This is a genomic window from Streptomyces sp. NPDC048566 (genome assembly GCF_043199735.1).
Classification (GTDB): domain Bacteria; phylum Actinomycetota; class Actinomycetes; order Streptomycetales; family Streptomycetaceae; genus Streptomyces.
This window is the reverse complement of sequence record NZ_JBICWL010000004.1, coordinates 355,288-373,655: the sequence shown is the minus strand read 5'-3', so window position 1 is coordinate 373,655 and position 18,368 is coordinate 355,288. Positions and strand designations below refer to the sequence as shown.

The window sequence follows — 18,368 nt, the reverse complement described above, 5'->3', positions numbered from 1 at the left end:
GCGGCTGATGCATGTCTCCAGCGTCCCACCCGGGCGGGCCCGGCGTGGCTCCCCGCAGCCGACGTCCGTGTTTCGTAAGGTCCCGAAGTCCGGTATATCCCTTTCGCGTTCGTAGGGTGAGGCCGTGACGACCTTCTCCGTACCGAACCCGGACGTCGACGTGGTTCTGCCGTGCCTCGACGAGGCCGGCGCCCTGCCCTGGGTGCTGTCCCGCATTCCGCCCGGCTGGCGGGCGCTGGTGGTGGACAACGGCTCCACGGACGGCTCCGCCGAGCTGGCCCGCGACCTGGGCGCGACCGTCGTGCGGGAGGAGCGCCGCGGATTCGGCGCCGCCTGCCACGCCGGCCTGACCGCGGCCACCGCGGACATCGTCTGCTTCTGCGACTGCGACGGCTCGCTCGACCCCGCCCTGCTCCAGCCCTTCGTCGCCGAGGTCCTGGCCGGCGACGCCGACCTGGTGCTCGGCAGACGGCGGCCCCGGGAACGCGGCGCCTGGCCCCCGCACGCGCGCGCCGGCAACATCGCGCTGGCGCGGATGCTCCGGCGCCGCACCGGACTGCGGCTGCACGACCTCGGGCCGCTGCGCGCCGCCCGGCGCGAGGCGCTGCTCGGCCTCGGGCTCACCGACCGGCGCAGCGGCTACCCGCTCCAGATGGTCGTCCGCGCCTCCGACGCCGGCTGGCGCGTCACCGAGCACGACGTGCCCTACCTGCCGCGCACCGGCGCCTCCAAGGTCACCGGGACCTGGCGCGGCACCTGGCAGGCGGTCCGGGACATGAGCCGCGTGCTGGCCGAGCCCCCGGTGCCCGTCCCGGCCGAACTCCCCGCGTCCCCCGTCGCCGCACAGGCCGGCGCGGCGCCCGGGACGACGTGCGGCGCCCCCGCGCGGTCCGCCGGGGTGCCCTCCCAGGCCGTGCCCGACGCCGAGGCCCCGGACCCGGCCCCGGCCCACGCATCGGCCACCGCTCCCCCACCGGCGCCCGCCCGCCCGTCCGCGCCGGCGTCCGCGACACCCCGAGGAGGATCCGTCCAGTGAGCCCCGCATCCACCGCAGGCCGCACCGGCCCCGCGCGCCCCGAGGGCCCGGAGGGTCCCGAGGCCGTCACCCTGCTCGTCATCGCCAAGGAGCCGCGGCCCGGCCGGGTGAAGACCCGGCTCACCCCGGCGTTCTCCCCCCAAGAGGCGGCGGCCCTCGCCGAGGCGGCCCTCGCGGACACCCTGCGCGCCGTGGCGGCGACGCCCGCACGGCGGCGGGTGCTGGTCCTCGACGGCACGCCCGGCGACTGGCTGCCGGACGGCTTCGACGTCGTACCGCAGTGCGCCGGCACCCTGGACGAGCGGCTCGCGGCGGCCTTCGCCGGATGCGACGGGCCCGCGCTGCTGGTCGGCATGGACACCCCGCAGGTGACACCCGCGCTGCTCACCGTCGACTTCGCGGACTGTGACGCGTACTTCGGGCCGGCCGACGACGGCGGCTTCTGGGCGCTCGGACTGGCCGACCCCGATCCCGGCCTGCTGCTGGGCGTGCCGATGTCCACGGACACCACCGGTGCCGTGCAGCGGGCCCGGCTGGTCGAGGCCGGGCTGCGGGTACGGGAGCTGCCCCGGCTGCGCGACGTGGACACCGCGCCCGACGCGAGCGCCGCCGCGGCGGCGGCGCCGGACGGCCTCTTCGCCGCGGAACTGGCCCGGCTGCGCGGCCCGCTGCGGGCGCCCGCCACCCAACCGGTGCCGGCGCAGGCCGAGAGCCCGGTACCGGCGGCCGCCGCACAGGGCGCCGCCCGGTGAGCGCCGCCCGCGGGACGACCCCGCCCGGCGTGACCGACACCCTCGGGCCGCGCCCCGCCCCGGAGCCGAGCCCGGCCCCGGAGCCGCCCCGGTCCGCCGGGAGCGGCGGGCGGGCCGCCCGGTCCTGGGCCGCCGACCCCTACGCCGACGCGCTCGGCGCCGAACGCGGGCCGCTGTTCCTGCGCCGCACCGACGGATGGCTGCTGCCGCTGGAGGTGGAGCGCTGGTGCGCCCGCGCCGACGCCGTGGACCTCCAGCTGCTGGCGTACTGCGAGGGCACCGTGCTCGACGTGGGCTGCGGACCGGGCCGGCTCGTCGCGGAACTGGCCGCGCGCGGACGGCCGGCACTCGGCATCGACGTCAGCGAGGCCGCCGTCGCCCGGACCCTGCGGCTCGGCGGCCAGGCCCTGCACCGGTCGGTCTTCGAGCCGCTGCCCGCCGAGGGGCGGTGGGGCACCGCCCTGCTCGTCGACGGCAACATCGGCATCGGCGGCGACCCGGCCGCCCTGCTGCGGCGCACCGCCGAACTGCTCGCCCCGGGCGGGCTGCTGATCGCCGAGACGGTGGCCGGCGCCGACGTCGACGAGCGCGTGGACGTCAGCATCGTCAGCGCCGCGCACCCCGACGCGGGGGCGCACGGCGCGGGCGGTGCGGCGGAGTCCGCCGCGGGCGGGGGCGCCGACCCGCGGGACGGCGGCCCGTCCGCCGACCGGGCCGCCTTCCCCTGGGCCCGTGTCGGCACCCCCGCCCTGCTGCGCCACGCGGCACGCGCCGGGTGGCTCACCGACGCTCAGTGGGAGGCCGGCGGGCGCTCCTTCGTGGTGCTGCGCAACGGTCCCGGCCGGGACGGCCGGACGGTGCGCAGGAGGAGCAGCAGCGCGGACCCGGCGAACAGCGCCGCGGTGATCAGCAGCCAGTGGGCCAGGAAGCTGTCGCCGGGCAGGGCGGTGGCCGACCGGTAGTGGTCGGCCACCTGGCCGCTGATGAGCGGGTACCAGATCAGCAGCAGCAGCCCGGAGAAGGCCGCCGGAACGCGGACGTACATCGTCCGGTTCCGGTGGCCCGTCGCCTTCAGGGTCTCCGACGCGGCCCGGTCCGCGCCCGCGTACAGCGGCACGAAGACCACGTCGTGCAGCACGGCCGCGCCGACGAACCACAGCGCCACCTTGAACCAGTCGCCCTGGAGCAGCCGCACCGCGGCGTAGGCGGCGAGCGCGAAGGTGAAGGCCAGCATCAGGAGCTGGAAGGGACTGCCGACCAGCTCCCCGACGGAGGCCGGACGGCCGCGCGGGCCCAGCCCCCCGACGCGCTCCCGCAAGGCGCCCGCGCGCCGTCGCACCGCGCCGCCGCGCTTGTCGTCCTCGTCTCCCACGTCGGGCCTCCCTCGTGTCATCACAGGGCCCCGAACGTCAGCCGGGTGACCCACTTGGTGTTCAGCACCCCGGGCGCGGCGGGGACGATGATCCGCGCCGGGAAGCCGTGGTCGGGGGTCAGGTCCGCGCCGTTGACGGTGAGGGCGAGCAGCGAGAGCGGGTCGCGGACCTGGTTGCGGCGCAGCGCCGCCACGCGGAAGGCCCCGGCCCGCTGCAACGACTCCACCATCACGTCCGGCGCGGCGTCGCCCTCGTAGCCGACGAGCCCGGCGAGATCCCGCAGCCGCACGCCCCGCCACGCCTGGTCGGAGGTCGACCAGCCCTCGACGCAGGCGATGGGCAGCTCGGCCCCGTGCTGCGGCAGTTGCAGCAGCCGGGCGCGGCTCAGCCGGACGGTCCGGCCGTTGCCGGTGACGACCAGGCGCCACGCCTCCTCGGTGGTCTCGGCGGGCCGGATGCCCCGCGACGCGGCCGTCTTGTTGATCTGGAAGGCACCGGGCCCCGTGCCCGGTTCCGGGCCGCCGTGCGGGGCGAGCAGGGCGGTCTCGCGCACCGGGGCGTCGAAGCTGTGGCCCACCGTGGTGGCGGCCAGCAGCAGGGACCCGCCGCCGACGAACGCGAGGGCGCCCCGCCGGGAGACGGTGGGGGGCAGCGGGTCGGGGGAGATCAGCTCGTCCTCGGGACGGGCGGGTGCGCCGCCGGCGGGCAGCCGCGGCGCGTCCGTGCCGTCCGGTGCCCGGTCCCGGCCGCCGGACGGGCGGGCCGGCCCGTGCGCCGGCCCCGTGGCGGCACCGCTCCCGTCGGCACCGTCCGCGGTCCCACCGTCCCGGACACCGGCGCGGGACCCGGCCGCCGCGGCACCGGACTCGGCGTCCCCGGGCCCGGACCCGGCCGCCGCGGCACCGGACTCCTCACCCGCGCCGCCGGGCTCGGCCCGCTGCGGTCCGGGCGCGGGAGCCGCACGCCCCGGTGCGCCGGCGTCCGGGGGTGCTGATCCACCGGGGGCGCCGGCCGCCGGGCCGGGCCGGGCGGCCTCCGGGCCCGGCCCGGCGGCCGGCGCCGGACGGCCCGGGACGGCACCCGGGCCGTCGGTGTCCCGGCCTCCCCCGGCGTCCCCCGCACCGGGCTCGCCCCGGACCCCGGAGCCGCCCGGAGCCGCGGAGCCACCGGGTCCGCCCGGCGCCGGGCCGGGGCGGCCCGCCGCGGCGCCGGAGGGGTCCGGCACGGCCTGCGCGTCCCGGGCGTCCGGCCCGTCCGGCGCGTCCGGGCTCCCCGGCCACGGGCCGCGCCCCCGCATCCCCCGCAGGTTGCGCAGAGCCGTCGGCACGCGCAGCACCGCGTGGGTCACGAAGGCCGCGATGAACACCCAGGCGCCGTAGAAGTGCAGCGTGTAGAAGGAGCCGGGGAAGATGTAGTCGAGCTGGATGTTGAGGACGCCGGTGACGAACTCGAAGAGGGCGCCGCCGACGAGCAGGAGCAGCGAGAGCCGCTCCAGGGCGTGCGCGAGCGAGCGGGCCGGGGGCAGCGCGAACAGCTTGGGGACGACCGACCACAGCTTCGCCAGCAGCACCGGGATCAGCGTGATGCCGAGCGTGACGTGCACCCCTTGGGTGAGGCGGTACAGCCACACCGGGTGGGTCGGCCAGGAGAACAGGTAGAAGCCGAGGATCCCCTTGTCGGGGGTCTTGTCGTTCACCGGCGCGAGGTTCGGGTTGTACGCCGCGTACGAGAGCAGTCCGGTCACGAACATCACCGTGATGCCGACGAGCAGCACCACGCCGAGGACGGAGGTGAACCAGGGACCACGCAGCGGGCTGCGCCAGAACGCGGGTGAGGAGGGAGACCGTGGCATGTCCCGACCGTAGGCCGCGACGACCCCCCGAACGGGTACTCAAACCATGACGAAACTCTGACGTCCACCCCTGTCGCGGTCCTGTCGGGGGCCGACCGGCCTAGCGTGCCAGGGTGAACCGCGATCTCTCCCGCGACCTGCCCGGCGATCCTCCCCGCGATCTGCTCGACGACCGCCCCCAGGCCGCCTCCCGCGTCCCGCCCCCGGCGCCCTCCCCCGCCCCGCCCGCGTCCGCGGCTCCCGGCGAGGACCGCGCCGCCCCGGACGCCGCCGGACCGCCACCCGCGCCCCCCGGCCCCGGCCGTTCCCGCGGCCCCTCACGGCTGCAGGCCGCGGTCGCCTCCCGGGTCCGGGCCCGCGCCCGCTCCGGGGAACTGACCGACGCGCTGCTCGGCGAGCGGACGGGCGGGCTCCGCGGCGATCTCGCCGTCGCCGTCGGCGCGGCCCTGCTCGTCGCGACCGCGGCGGTCGTCGGCTACGTCATCGAGCACAGCGACGGCACGCTGTTCGTCAGCGCGGCTCCGCTCTACGGGCGGTGGGGGCCCCATCTCGGACCGGGAACCGCCGCGGCGATCGCCCTGGCCGTCGCCGTCGTCGCCTACGGACCGCCGCTCGCCGCACGGCTCCCCTGGCGGTGGCTGCTGCCCGCCGCGTGGGGCACGGCGACGGCGTGGACGTTCTCGCTCGCGCTGATCGACGGCTGGCAGCGCGGCGTGGCCGGCCGCCTCACCGCCCGCTACGAGTACCTCCAGGTCATCTCGCCGGTGAACCGCTTCCACGACATCCCCGCGGCCCTGCGGGACTTCACCCACCACATCCTGATCCACTCGCCGGACCACTGGCCCGCGCACATCGCCGGCCACCCGCCGGCCGCCACGCTCACCTTCGTGTTCCTCGACCGCATCGGTCTGAGCGGCGGGGCGTGGGCGGGCGTCTGGTGCGTGACCGTGGGCGCCACCGGCGCGCTGGCGGTACTCGTCGCGGTCCGCGCGCTGGCGGGCGAGGCGCTCGCCCGGCGGGCGGCGCCCTTCCTGGTGCTCGCCCCGGCGGCCGTCTGGATGGGCACGTCCGCCGACGGCTACTTCGCCGCGGTCGCCGCCTGGGCGATCGCCCTGCTCGCCCTCGCCGTCACCGGGCACCGCCCGCGGACGGCCGGCCTCGCCTCCGGGCTCCTCTTCGGGCTGACCGCCTACCTCTCGTACGGGCTGACGCTGTTCGCGGTGATCGCGGCGGCGGCGGTGCTGCTCGGGACGCGTCCCCGGCTGCGCCCGATGCCGTTCGTCCTGGCCGGACTCACCGTCGTGCCGCTGGTGTTCTCCCTGGTCGGCTTCAACTGGTGGGAGGCGTACAACCTGCTGGTCACCCGTTACTACGAAGGGGCGGGCGGCATCCGCCCCTACGGCTACTGGGTGTGGGCGAACCTCGCCTGCACGGTGCTGATCGCGGGCCCGGCCACCGTCGCGGGCCTGCGCCGGGCGGGACTGACCACCCTGCGCCTGACCGCGGCGGCCGCCCGGCCCTCCGAACCCGCCCCCCGCCGGTCCGGCACCGGCCGCTCCGCCGAGGCCACCACCACCCCGGCTCCGGCGGCCCCCGACGGCCCCGCGCCGGCCGGCGGAACCGGAACCGACGGCGACGGCGGCCCCGGAGCGGACACGGGCGGCGCCCCGCGGCTCGCCGTCCTGGTCGTCGCCGCGCTGATCGCGCTCCTCGTCGCCGACCTCTCCGGCATGAGCAAGGCGGAGACCGAACGCATCTGGCTGCCGTTCGTCCTGTGGATGCTCCCCGCGTGCGCGTTCCTCCCCCGGCCCCGCGCCTGGCTGGTCGTCCAGGCGACCCTGGCCCTGCTCCTCAACCACCTGCTGCTGACCGGCTGGTGACCTCGCGGGGCCCCGGCCCGAAGGCGGCGGGGGCCCCGGCGGGGCGGGCCGCGGGGCCGGTCCCGACCGGCTTGCGGCGGTGTCGACCGGCTGCCTATGGTCGCGCGTATGCAGTCGTACACCATCGGCCAGGCCGCCCGGCTCCTCGGGGTGAGCCCCGACACGGCCCGGCGCTGGGCGGATGCCGGGCGGGTGCCCACCCACCGCGACGAGGGCGGCCGGCGGCTCATCGACGGCCGCGACCTGGCCGCCTTCTCGGTGGAGCTCGCCAGGACCGGCGGCGAGGACGGCGTCCCCTCCCACACGTCCGTGCGCAACGCCTTCCCCGGCATCGTCACCGCCGTGAAACTCGGCGACGTCGCGGCCCAGGTGGAGATCCAGGCGGGACCGCACCGGATGGTGTCCCTGCTGACCCGCGAGGCCGTCGAGGAGCTGGGCCTGGAGGTCGGCGTGGAGGCCACCGCCCGCGTCAAGTCGACGAACGTGCACATCGACCGGACCTGACCCCGCCCCCCTGCCCCGGGCGGGAGCCGGTACGGGGCAGCACCCTGACGGCAGTCGGGTGCCCCGGCGGTCGCCCGTCAGGTCCTGCGGGACCACCCCCGCGGGCCGTGCGGTCGAGCCGTTCGGTGCCGGTGCGTCCCGCCCCGTTCCCGAGGCTCCGTGTCCGCACGCCCCACCCTCCCGCGCCTCCACGTCCGGGCGTCCCGCCGCTCCCGCACGCTCCCGCCTCCCTGCACGTGCGTCCGGCCGTTCCCTGGACTCCACGCCCGTGCGTCCGCCGTTCCCGGGGGTCTCCGGGCGACCGGGCGCGGCGGACGACGGCCCTCACCTCCTCGGGACCGCTCCCGTCACCCACCGCCGCCCGCACCGCGGCGGTGTCCTCGCCGTCGCGCTCTCCCACCCACCCACGCCCGCCTCGTGGAAACGCACATGCGCACACCCGAATCCCTGTCGACTGCTTATGCAATGCGACAACAGACTTTTCCCTGGCATCTGCGCCAGTATGATCGGCGTGTGCCGAACACGACTCCGGCCTGAAGATCCCGACGGAGACTTCAGGCGAGCCTCAGCGTTCCGTCCTCCGAGGGAGCAGACCGTGACGACCCGACCCGCGCGCCGGACCCGCCGCACCGGCCCGGCCCTTCAGGCGGCCGGCATCGGTGCCGCCGCCCTGCTGGCCCTCACCGCCTGCTCGTCCTCCGGCGACTCCCCCTCCGCGCCTGGCGCGTCCTCGGGCGATTCCTCGGCGAAGCTCGGCGGCACGGTGACCGTGTTCGCCGCGGCCTCGCTGACGGAGAGCTTCACGGCCCTCGGCAAGGAGTTCGAGCGGGAGCACCCGGGCACGAAGGTCACGTTCAACTTCGGCGGCAGCGACACCCTCGCCGCGAGCATCACGGGCGGCGCGCCGGCGGACGTGTTCGCGGCGGCCAGCCCCACGACGATGGACGTCGTGACCGGCAGGAACGAGACGGCGACCGCCCCCACCACCTTCGTGCGCAACCGGCTGGAGATCGCCACGCTGCCCGGCAACCCCGGCAAGGTCGCCTCCCTGAAGGACCTCACCGCGCCGGACCTGAAGGTCGTGCTCTGCGACGAGACGGTGCCGTGCGGCTCCGCGGCCCGGAAGGCGCTGGACGCGAGCCACCTGAAGCTGACCCCCGTCTCCTACGAGCAGGACGTCAAGAGCGCCCTGACCAAGGTCGAGCTGAAGGAGGCCGACGCGGCGGTCGTCTACCAGACCGACGTGAAGGCCGCGGGCGACAAGGTGGAGGGCGTGGAGTTCCCCGAGGCCGCGGGCGCCGTCAACGACTACCCGATCGCCCTGCTCAAGGACGCGCCCAACACGGCGGCCGCCAAGGCGTTCATCGCCCTGGTGCGGTCCCCGGCCGGCCAGAAGGTGCTGACGGCGGCCGGATTCCTGGAGCCCGCGTCCTGACCCGCGGGCTCCGCCCGCCCCGGCTCCCGGCCGCAACCCGGGAGCCCCCGGCACGGCGCCTTGCCGCCGTGACCCCCAGCCCTTCTCCTGAGGACATGAGTGATCCCGTGCCCACGCCCGACCCCTCCGCCGCGCCGGCCGACCCCCTGACCGGGGGGCCGCGGCGCGGACGGGTGCGGCGGCGGACCGGGGCGGGCGGCCGACTCCGGAACGGGGCACCGCTGCCCCTGCTGCTGCCCGCCCTGGCCGGGCTCGCGTTCCTGCTGCTGCCGCTGCTCGCGCTGGTCGTCCGGGCGCCCTGGCGCAGCCTCCCGGAGCAGCTCGCCAAACCCGAGGTGTGGCAGGCGCTCCGGCTGTCCCTGGTCTCGGCGACGGCGGCGACCGCGGTGAGCCTGCTGCTCGGTGTGCCGCTCGCCTGGCTGCTGGCCCGCACCCGCTTCCGCGGACGCGGCCTCGTCCGGGCGCTGGTCACCCTGCCGCTCGTGCTGCCCCCGGTGGTGGGCGGGGTGGCCCTGCTGATGGCCCTCGGACGCAACGGCGTCGTGGGCCGGTACCTCGACTCCTGGTTCGGCGTCACGCTGCCCTTCACCACGGCCGGCGTCGTCGTGGCCGAGGCGTTCGTGGCGATGCCCTTCCTCGTGATCAGCGTGGAGGGCACCCTGCGCGCCGCCGACCCCCGCTACGAGGAGGCGGCCACGACCCTCGGCGCGTCCCGCTTCACCGCGTTCCGCCGGGTCACCCTGCCGTTGATCGCCCCGGGCATCGCCGCCGGCGCCGTCCTCGCGTGGGCCCGGGCGCTCGGCGAGTTCGGGGCGACGATCACCTTCGCGGGGAACTTTCCGGGCCGCACGCAGACCATGCCGCTGGCCGTGTACCTGGCCCTGCAGAGCGACCCGGACGCGGCGATCGCGCTGAGCCTGGTCCTGCTGGCCGTGTCGATCGCCGTGCTCGCCGGACTGCGCGACCGCTGGCTGACGGCCTCGTGAGCGGCGTGCTCGTGGTCCGGGCGGTCACCGCGACCGGGGCGGCGGCCGTGCGGCGCCTGCGGGCCGCCGCGGGCGGTCGCGGGCGGTCGCGGGCACGGCGCGGGGATCGGGGCCTCGCGACCGGCGGCGGACGGACGTCCGGCGCGGCACCGGCGCGAAGGACCCGTCAGGCGAGGCGGACGAGGCGGACCAGGCGGGCAAGCCGGACGAGACAGCGGACGGACGTGATCGACGTGTTCGGCGAGATCGGCGAGACCGGCGAGACCGGCGAGACCGGCGCGAAGGGGACGAGGAGGACCGTGCGATGACCGAGACCTCCGCTGCCGCTCCGGCCGCGGCGCCCGACGCCGGGCTGGACGCCCGTCTGATCGTCCGGCGCGGCGCGTTCCGCCTCGACGTCGAGCTGAGCGCGGCCCCCGGCGAGGTCGTCGCCCTCCTCGGCCCGAACGGTGCGGGCAAGACCACGGCCCTGCGCGCCCTCGCCGGACTCACCCCGCTCGACGAGGGAGGAAGGCTGCGGCTCGACGGCGCGCTGCTGGACCGCACGGCCCCCGAGCACCGCCCGGTCGGCGTCGTCTTCCAGGACTACCTGCTCTTCCCGCACCTCACCGCCCTCGACAACGTCGCCTTCGGGCCGCGCTGCCGGGGCGTGGCGAAGGCGGAGGCGCGCGCCGTGGCCGGTGCCTGGCTGGACCGCATGGGCCTGGCCGGTCACGCGGGGACGAAGCCGGGCCGGCTGTCCGGCGGCCAGGCCCAGCGCGTCGCCGTCGCGCGGGCACTCGCCACCCGGCCCCGGCTGCTGCTGCTGGACGAGCCGCTCGCCGCGCTGGACGCCCGCACCCGTCTGGAGGTGCGCGCCCAACTGCGCCGGCACCTGTCCGAGTTCGAGGCCGTGGCGGTGCTCGTGACGCACGATCCGCTGGACGCGATGGTGCTGGCCGACCGGCTCGTCGTCGTCGAGGACGGGCAGGTCGTGCAGCAGGGCGGCCCCGCGGAGATCGCCCGCCGGCCGCGGACCGACTACATCGCCCAGCTCGTCGGCCTCAACCTCTACCGGGGCCGCGCCGACGGACACACCGTGCGCCTGGACACCGGCCCGGAGATCACCACGACCGAGGACCTGCGGGGTCCGGTCTTCGTCGCCTTCCCGCCGGGCGCCGTCACCCTCCACCGCGACCGGCCCACCGGCTCCAGCGCGCGCAACGTGTGGCGGTGCGAGGTCCGCGGACTGGAGACCCACGGGGACCAGATCCGGGTGGACCTCGCCGGTGAACTCCCGCTCGCCGCCGACCTGACGACGGTCGCCGCGGCCGAACTCGACCTGCGGCCGGGCGCATCCGCCTGGGCCACCGTCAAGGCGACCCAGACCCACGCCTATCCCGCCTGAGCACCGCGACGGGACCGGGCGGCGGGACCCGGTGCCTCCGGGGCGGCGGCGCCGGAGGGACCCCGCCGCCCGCGACTCCACCCCCGCCCCACCGGGGAGTCGTTGAACCCCCTGGGCGCCCGTGATACACGCAGGGGGTGACGTCTACCGAACCGGAAATCCCCGACCTGGCCGCCGCCCTGGACATGCGCCCGCACCCGGAGGGCGGCTGGTTCGTCGAGACGTGGCGCGCGCCGCGGTCGTTCCGACCCGAGGGGTACCCCGGGCCGCGCGCCGCGGCCTCGGCGATCCTCTTCCTCCTCACCCCGGCGGACACCTCCGCCTGGCACACCGTCCGCTCCGACGAACTGTGGTTCTGGCACCGGGGCGGCCCCCTCGACCTGCTGCTCGGCGGCGACGGCCGCACCCCGGAACCGGCCGCGGCGGTCCACCGACTCGGTCCCCGCGTCGAGGCGGGCGAGCATCCCCAACTCCTCGTCCCCGGCGGGGTCTGGCAGTCGGCCCGCCCCGCCGGCGACGAGGAGGTGCTGGTCAGCTGCGTGGTGGCACCGGGCTTCGCCTACGAGGACTTCCGGCTCCTGACCTGAGCGCCGGGGTGCGGGACCCGGGGAGGCGGGCACCTGTCGCCGGACGGCGCGGACCGCCGGGGACGCCTTTGTGACGTACGTCCCTGGTTGCGGAGCGTTCCGGAGGGGCATCACCCGGGGGCAGGACCGGCCGCGCACCGTTCGGCGCGGGGACTCGGCCGACGGAAGGAGTCGTCGGACGGGCGCCGGATGTCCTGGGAGGGGGAAGAGAGGTGTCAGTCATGCGTGCGCAGCCGCGCACCGTCAGGCCGACCGCCCATGTCGAGTACGCCCTGCCGCGTACGGCCGTCTCGGCGGGCAGGGCCCGCAAGCTGACGACGGCGTTCCTGACCCGGCCACGACCGTCGCTCGCGTCGCCGACCGCCGACCAGGTGGACGACGCGACCCTGATCGCCTCCGAACTCGTCGCGAACGCCGTGCGGCACGCACGGAGCGGCTGCCGGCTGCGGCTCCAGCTCGGGCACGGGCTGCTGACGGTCGAGGTCCACGACGACAGCCCCGGACAGCCGAGGGTCGGCGTCCTGGACACCGAGTCGGAGAGCGGCCGGGGGCTGGCCATGGTCGAGCAGCTCGCCCACAGCCTGGAGGTCGTCGCCACCGGTCTCGGCGGAAAGACCGTCCGGGCGGTCCTCGCCGTGTGACGCCCGGGGCGGAACCGGCGGGGAGGCACCGACCGGCGCCGGCCCGACCCGCCGTCGCGGCGCCCTCGGGCCCACCGGAAAAACGCAGCGGGATTCCGCGCACGGTTCCCGGAAAAGACACCCGAATTTCACGTGCCGAACGGGAGAGGCGGACCGGAGCGCCGGGGCGACGCGAACGGCGCGCGGGATCGCCGGGGCGCAAAAAAACGGATGGCCGGTTCCGCACCCGGAGGTGCGGAACCGGCCATCCGGCGTCCTCGACTAGGCGGGGACGATGTTCTCCGCCTGCGGGCCCTTCTGGCCCTGCGTGACGTCGAAGGTCACCTTCTGGCCTTCCTGGAGCTCACGGAAGCCGGAGGTGGCGATGTTCGAGTAGTGGGCGAAGACGTCGGCGCCGCCGCCGTCCTGCTCGATGAAGCCGAAGCCCTTTTCCGCGTTGAACCACTTCACGGTGCCAGTAGCCATGTCAAATCTCCTTCGGGGCAAAGCTCGAAGGCCCACACTGTGTGGACCTGCGTCGCCGCAATGATTGCCCCAACCGGAATGCACCGGAAAAACTCTGGGAACCACAACTGCAACTGAAATCGACACTAGCACGGTACGAGCGGCGAAGGGCGCGCACTATCTCACCCCCACGGGGGGAATATCAAAACCTCGCGGGGTCGCCGACCAAATTCTGCACCGGCCGATACAGATATTCGCGGCGCGGGTGCAATCGGTCCCGAAACCGCCCCGGCCGCCGCCCGGCGCCCACCGGCCCGGCCCCGACTCCCCGGACGCCCTACGGGCCGAACCGCCCGGCGCCCCGCAGTTCCGCGTTGATCCGCAGGGCCTCGTCGAGGCTGTCCTCCAGCGAGACGATGCGGCAGGCGGCCTCGACCGGCGTGCCCTGGTCCACGAGGTCGCGGGCGCGTGCCGCGACGCGCAGCTGGGTGCGGGAGTACCGCCGGTGCCCGCCGTCGGACCGCAGCGGGGTGATCAGCCCGGCCTCCCCGACGGCCCGCAGGAAGGCCGGGGTGGCGCCGATCAGCTCGGCGGCACGACCCATCGTGTAGGCGGGGTACTCGTCGTCGTCGAACCGGTCGGAAGGGTCCATGGTGCTTCCCTGGAGCGCGTGCATCACGTCCACTCTGGCAGATCCGGGCCGCCGGCGACCGGCATCCGCCGGGGTCCGGGCACGGCCGGCGGGGCCCGAGGAGGACGGAAGCGGTCCGGCGGGGATCGCCGGCGGGCGGGGACGGCCCCCCGGGGGTCCGCTCACCCGGACGGCCCGGTGCGCTGGTGGGGGACCGGAGCCGGTGGTGGCGTGGGAGGACACACGCCCGATCTCGGGACCGTCCTCGGGAGGCTCCGCATGAACCGTCCGTCCTGTGTCCTCGCGTCCGCCCTCGCCGCGGGGATGCTGCTGTCGACGGCAGCCTGCGCCGGCGGCGGCGACGATCCGGCCCGCGCGGACCGCTCGGCGTCCCCCGCGTCCTCGGCCTCCCCCGTCTCCGCGTCGCCCGTGGCGGACGAGCCGCGCGCCGCGTCCTCCTCCCCGGCCGTCCGCGAGCTGACCAAGGACGAGGCCCGCACCGCCCTGATCACCAACGAGGACCTGCCATCGCAGTGGACCGACTCCGAGGGAGCGGCGACCTGGCGGGACGCGCTGCTGAAGAGCACGGTCGACGCCTCCCAGTTCGTCACCCACAAGGACGACGCGGCCGACTGCCAGAAGCTGCTGGACGGCCTGTACGCCGAGGACCTGCTGGGCAAGCCGCAGGGCGAGAGCGCCGTCACCGGCTTCGACGACAGCGACAACGAGGCGCAGATGCGCTACCAGGTCGCCGCCTACGGCAAGCAGGCGTTGGACGAGCGGTTCACGTGGCTCGACTCGCTGCCCGACAAGTGCGACCAGTTCACCGCCGTCAGCACCAAGGGCGGCCGGCAGACGGTCCAGGTCATCCACACGGACCTGGACGACGCGGGTGACGCCAGGAAGGGCCTCCAGATCAAGATGACCGGCGAGCTCGACGGCAACCCCGACACCTTGACGCTCGACTTCGCCGCGGTCCGCGTCGGCGACAGCGCCCTCTCCCTCACCAACGGCGGCCTCTCCGGCACCGAGCACGACTCCACCACCCAGGCCGCGGAGGCGGGCGCCGACCGCCTGAAGGACGTCCTGAACGGAAAGTCCCCCCAGCCCACGCAGGGGTGAGGCGGGGAGCTGTGGCGGGGGGAGGTGTGCGTGCGCGGCGCCCTCCGCGTGCCGTGACGGTGTGTCCCGGCGGACGAGGGGCAATCGAGTCGATCGCGTGCCCCTCCCCGACGTCGGGGGATAGGGTGCCCAGCGATGCGCAGGGTGTGGGGCGCGTCACACATGGCAAGGAAACGGGCCGCCGCGGCACGCCCGCGCGGCCGTGCATCTGGGGGGCCTCGTGCACGAGATGATCAAGGGTGCCAACATCGGTCTGACGTCGTTGGGCACGGACGTCGGCTCGGTGATGGTGAGCCTGGGCTGGAGCAGTCCGACGGGCGAGGGGGACGCGGACGTGTCCGTGCTGCTGCTCGCCGCCGACGGCAAGGTACGCAGCGACGCGGACTTCTACTTCTACAACCACCCCGTCGCCCCCGACGGCAGCGTGCAACTGCTCGGCAAGGCGCCGACGGCCGACGGGAACGAGGACCGCATCACCTTCGACCTGACCGCCATCCCGGCGGACGTCGAGCGGATCGTCGTCGCCGCCAGCCGCGACGAGGGTGCCGGATTCGGGGAGCTCGACGATCTGCGCGTGCACGTCGCGGACGCTTCAGGCGACGGACTGCTGCGCTTCGCCATCGCGGACGCCGGACCGGTCGGCGCGTTGCTCTTCGGAGAGTTCTACCGCCGGTCCGGCGACTGGAAGTTCCGCGCGATCGGCCAGGGGTACGGGACCGGTCTCGCCGGACTGGCCACCGATTTCGGCGTCGACATCGACGACGCCGCGGACGGCGAACCGGAGGCCCCCGCCGAGACGGCGTCGGTCGAGGAGGCGGTGGTCGAGGAGGCGGTGGTCGGGGCCGCGATGGTCGGGGCCGCGGCGGAGCGCCCGGCACCCGTCCCGCCCCCGGCCGAACCCCGTCCGCGGACGGCGAAGAAGAAGGTCACCCTGCCCAAGGTGGCGAAGAAGTCCCTGGCCGAGAACGACGCGTGGCGCACGGCCAGGCTCTTCCCCGCCGCGGCCCTGAAGAGCGACCGCGAGCGGGAGACCCGGGCGACGTCGGTCCTGCTCTCCGTGATGGCTCAGGTACCGGAGTTCGGTCGACGACTCACGGCCGGTTTCGGGGCACCGGCCGGCCGTATGGAGACCTTCACCGAAGTCACGCTCCCCCACGGCGACTCCCCGCGACGGCCGGACGGCGTCATCCGTGTCGAGCGGGCGGGAAAGCTGTGGACCGCCCTCGTGGAGACGAAGACGAACGGCAATCCGCTGAAGCGGGATCAGGTACAGGCGTACGTCGACATCGCGGCCCGGCGCGGGTACGAGGCCGTGATCACGCTCACCAACGACGTGGAGCTCGAAGGCAGCCCGCTCGTGGACGTCAAGACCGACGGACGGCGCAAGAACAAGGTGGCGATCTGGCACCTGTCCTGGGCCGAGGTGGCCCACCAGGCGCAGATGCTGATCCGTCACGAGGGCGTCGCCAACGCCGCGCACGCCTGGCTGCTGCACGAACTGCTGCACTACCTCCAGCACGAGAACTCCGGGTGCCACGGCTTCCAGAACATGGGCCCGGCCTGGGTGCCGGTACGCAAGGGGATCGACGAGGAGACGCTGTGCCAGGGCGACTCGCGCGCCGTGGACGTCGTGGAGAGCTGGGAACGGCTCGTGCGCCAGGTGTGTCTGCGGCTCGGCGGTGAACTCGGCCAGAAGGTGCTTCCCGTCCAGCGGGCCCGACGCGGATCGGATCCGCGGGCCCGGCGTGCCGCGCTCGCGGACCGGCTGTGCCTCGACGGCCGACTCGACGCCGAACTGCGCATCGAGGGAACACCGGGTGTCCTCGCCCTCTGCGCCGACCTGCGGACGGGCAAGCTGCGGACGTCCGTCGAGATCCCGGCACCGGAGCAGGGTTATCCCCTCACCTGGGCCAAGCGGCTCGTGCGGCAGCTCGACGAGGCTCCGGCCGATCTCCATGTGGAGACCCTGGTGGCCGGAGAACAGGGCGGGCCGCGTGGGACGCTGGAGCGCCTGCGGCCCGAGCCGGCGGACATCCTGCCGAGGAACGGCGCGCAGATCACCGGTTTCCGGCTGTCACTCTTCCGGGGCATGGGGAACACCCGTGGCAACGCCGAGTCCGGGTTCATCCGGAGTGTCGACGACTCCGTCGACCGCTTCCACACGCACGTCGTCGTCCATCTCGACCGCCGCGCACCGCGCCCCCGGCAGCCGGAGGTGCGGGCCGCCGCGGGCTGAACCGGCGGGGCCGGGACGCGGTGGTGTCAGCGGGCGGGCGTCAGAGCCGGTCCATCCGGGTGTAGGGGCTCAGGACGCGGACCTGGCGGGAGCCGAAGTCGACGAGCATCGCGATGCCCTCTTCGACGCCGACGATCGTGCCCAGGCCGTACTGGTCGTGGGAAACACGGTCTCCGAGGCTGAACTCCTTGGCCACGGGCACGACCGGGGCGGCGAAGGGGCTGGTGGGCAGGTGGCGCCGGGGCGCGGAGGGTTTCGTCATCGTGTTGCCAGTATGGGCCCTATTCCGCCGCGCGGTAGGGCTTGATGGTCTCGATCCCGCTCCGACTCGGTGTCGCCGCCCACTCGGCGAGGACGCCGGCCGGGGCGGCCGTGGGGTCGGCGCGGCGGGTGCGGCTCCGCGTTACCGGAGGTCAGCCGCCGGAGCGCGGTCGCGTGATCTCCCCGGCGGGCGGCGCGGCCACCCGGCGGGGCCCCCTCCCGCCCGGACCGCGGATTTCCGGCCGCGCGTCCGGGGCGGCGGGACCCGGCCGACGGCACCGGGCCCGAGGGGGCGGGGCGTGAGCCCGAGAGGGGTCACGGGCCCGAGAGGAGTCACGGGTGAGGGGGGTCACAGAGCCGTAGGTCAAGGTCAGGGTGTGGGCGTGGGGGTGAGCGAGGCGAGATGGGTGTCGAGCGCGGCGAACGTCTCGGCCGGCCGCTCGATCTGCGGCAGGTGGCCGGCCTCGGGGATCGTCTCGAACCGGGCCCGCGCGAAGGCGGCGGCATAGGCCCTCCCGTACGCCGGTGTCACGACGCGATCGCTCTCGCCCCACAGCACGAGCGTCGGGATCGACACGCGGTCGAGTCGGTCGAGCAGCGTCGGGTCGTGCATGTACGGCTCGCCGGCGAGGACGCGCATCGTCGCCATGTCGGCCCGCCGGGCGGCGATCCGGTCCTCGGTGAGTGTGCCGGGGTCCACCGCGAAGCGGGCCGGGTCGTGGAACGAGTAGGCGGCGAGTTCGTCCGGCCGGAGGCCCAGGACGTCGCGTACCGGCTCGCCCGGGACGGCCACGCCGACGGCGTCGATCAGCACCAGGGAGCGGATGCGGGCGCCGTCGTCGCGGACGGCCATCTCCGCGCCGATCCAGCCGCCGAGCGAGGAACCGACGACGAGGACCTCGCGGCCCTCCTCCTCGCCGAGCAGCCGCAGGTAGGCGAGGGCCAGGTCGTCGATGCGGGTGAACCGGTCGGGACGCGGGGTCCCGCTCCAGCCGGGGTGGGTGGGAACGACGGCGCGCATGCCGTGCCGGACGGCCAGGTGCGCGGCGACGCCCTGGACAGTTCCGGGTCCGCCGCCGCCGTGCAGGACGAGCGCGAGCGGGCCCCCGGCCGGGCCGGTCTCGGTGAGGGTCAGCGCGAGGTCGGGGTGCTGCCGGACGGTGCGGGTGAGGGCGGGGATCTCGGGTGACGTCATACCCCGCACGCTATCTACGTATTCGTATATACGCAAGCATAGATGC

Annotated in this window: 15 protein-coding genes and 3 pseudogenes; 12 read left to right on the top strand and 6 right to left on the bottom strand. The window is 75.5% G+C overall.

Annotated elements, in window-relative coordinates:
• Window positions 1-124: 124 nt before the first annotated feature.
• From ACGFS9_RS10545 to ACGFS9_RS10535, 3 genes and pseudogenes are all read left to right on the top strand, one after another.
• Window positions 125-817 (top strand): annotated as a pseudogene (locus tag ACGFS9_RS10545) (glycosyltransferase family 2 protein); the annotation flags it as partial.
• 290 nt (window positions 818-1,107) lie between these two features.
• Window positions 1,108-1,788, top strand: coding sequence for a DUF2064 domain-containing protein (locus ACGFS9_RS10540; protein WP_393252113.1), 681 nt, complete (start codon window positions 1,108-1,110; stop codon window positions 1,786-1,788).
• A gap of 29 nt (window positions 1,789-1,817) precedes the next feature.
• A complete protein-coding gene (locus ACGFS9_RS10535; RefSeq protein ID WP_393252035.1) occupies window positions 1,818-2,750 on the top strand; it encodes a class I SAM-dependent methyltransferase in 933 nt (310 codons plus the stop codon).
• A 430-nt stretch (window positions 2,751-3,180) separates the two neighbouring features.
• Here the strand turns inward: ACGFS9_RS10535 and ACGFS9_RS10530 are convergent.
• Window positions 3,181-3,840: pseudogene (locus tag ACGFS9_RS10530) on the bottom strand (molybdopterin-dependent oxidoreductase); the annotation flags it as partial.
• Between the two features lie 612 nt (window positions 3,841-4,452).
• A pseudogene (locus ACGFS9_RS10525) lies at window positions 4,453-5,013 on the bottom strand (hypothetical protein); the annotation flags it as partial.
• Between the two features lie 386 nt (window positions 5,014-5,399).
• On the opposite strand from ACGFS9_RS10525, the gene ACGFS9_RS10520 reads away from it, so the two are divergent.
• From ACGFS9_RS10520 to ACGFS9_RS10490, 7 genes are all read left to right on the top strand, one after another.
• Window positions 5,400-6,893 (top strand): hypothetical protein, encoded by a 1,494-nt coding sequence (locus tag ACGFS9_RS10520; RefSeq protein WP_393252112.1) that lies wholly within the window; start codon window positions 5,400-5,402, stop codon window positions 6,891-6,893.
• Window positions 6,894-7,001: 108 nt separating this feature from the next.
• Window positions 7,002-7,397: a molybdopterin-binding protein gene (locus ACGFS9_RS10515; protein WP_393252033.1), complete on the top strand. Its 396-nt coding sequence runs from the start codon at window positions 7,002-7,004 to the stop codon at window positions 7,395-7,397.
• Window positions 7,398-7,992: 595 nt separating this feature from the next.
• Window positions 7,993-8,832, top strand: a complete 840-nt coding sequence (gene modA / locus ACGFS9_RS10510) for a molybdate ABC transporter substrate-binding protein (RefSeq protein ID WP_393252032.1) — start codon at window positions 7,993-7,995, stop codon at window positions 8,830-8,832.
• A 95-nt stretch (window positions 8,833-8,927) separates the two neighbouring features.
• Complete coding sequence (modB, locus tag ACGFS9_RS10505) at window positions 8,928-9,818, top strand: molybdate ABC transporter permease subunit (RefSeq protein WP_393252030.1); 891 nt, start codon at window positions 8,928-8,930, stop codon at window positions 9,816-9,818.
• A gap of 304 nt (window positions 9,819-10,122) precedes the next feature.
• Complete coding sequence (locus ACGFS9_RS10500) at window positions 10,123-11,205, top strand: ABC transporter ATP-binding protein (RefSeq protein ID WP_393252029.1); 1,083 nt, start codon at window positions 10,123-10,125, stop codon at window positions 11,203-11,205.
• A 137-nt stretch (window positions 11,206-11,342) separates the two neighbouring features.
• A complete protein-coding gene (locus tag ACGFS9_RS10495) occupies window positions 11,343-11,792 on the top strand; it encodes a cupin domain-containing protein (protein WP_393252027.1) in 450 nt (149 codons plus the stop codon).
• 221 nt (window positions 11,793-12,013) lie between these two features.
• On the top strand, window positions 12,014-12,433 hold the full coding sequence (locus tag ACGFS9_RS10490) for an ATP-binding protein (protein WP_393252026.1): 420 nt from the start codon (window positions 12,014-12,016) through the stop codon (window positions 12,431-12,433).
• 261 nt (window positions 12,434-12,694) lie between these two features.
• Here the strand turns inward: ACGFS9_RS10490 and ACGFS9_RS10485 are convergent, their stop codons facing one another.
• Both ACGFS9_RS10485 and ACGFS9_RS10480 read right to left on the bottom strand, forming a co-directional pair.
• On the bottom strand, window positions 12,695-12,898 hold the full coding sequence (locus ACGFS9_RS10485) for a cold-shock protein (protein ID WP_020871138.1): 204 nt from the start codon (window positions 12,896-12,898) through the stop codon (window positions 12,695-12,697).
• Between the two features lie 316 nt (window positions 12,899-13,214).
• The gene (locus tag ACGFS9_RS10480) at window positions 13,215-13,529 is read right to left on the bottom strand and encodes a MerR family transcriptional regulator (protein WP_393252024.1); all 315 of its coding nucleotides are present in this window, start codon (window positions 13,527-13,529) and stop codon (window positions 13,215-13,217) included.
• A 258-nt stretch (window positions 13,530-13,787) separates the two neighbouring features.
• On the opposite strand from ACGFS9_RS10480, the gene ACGFS9_RS10475 reads away from it, so the two are divergent.
• Window positions 13,788-14,630, top strand: a complete 843-nt coding sequence (locus tag ACGFS9_RS10475) for a hypothetical protein (RefSeq protein WP_393252022.1) — start codon at window positions 13,788-13,790, stop codon at window positions 14,628-14,630.
• Window positions 14,631-14,859: 229 nt separating this feature from the next.
• Entirely contained in the window at window positions 14,860-16,866 is a 2,007-nt protein-coding gene (locus ACGFS9_RS10470; protein WP_393252110.1) for a TerD family protein, read from the top strand.
• Window positions 16,867-16,906: 40 nt separating this feature from the next.
• Here the strand turns inward: ACGFS9_RS10470 and ACGFS9_RS10465 are convergent, their stop codons facing one another.
• Together ACGFS9_RS10465 and ACGFS9_RS10460 are read right to left on the bottom strand one after the other, a co-directional pair.
• Entirely contained in the window at window positions 16,907-17,128 is a 222-nt protein-coding gene (locus ACGFS9_RS10465; RefSeq protein ID WP_393252021.1) for a hypothetical protein, read from the bottom strand.
• A gap of 369 nt (window positions 17,129-17,497) precedes the next feature.
• Window positions 17,498-18,322 carry an alpha/beta fold hydrolase gene (locus ACGFS9_RS10460; RefSeq protein WP_393252020.1) on the bottom strand — a complete coding sequence of 275 codons (825 nt, stop codon included), beginning with the start codon at window positions 18,320-18,322 and terminating at the stop codon, window positions 17,498-17,500.
• Window positions 18,323-18,368 lie beyond the last annotated feature (46 nt).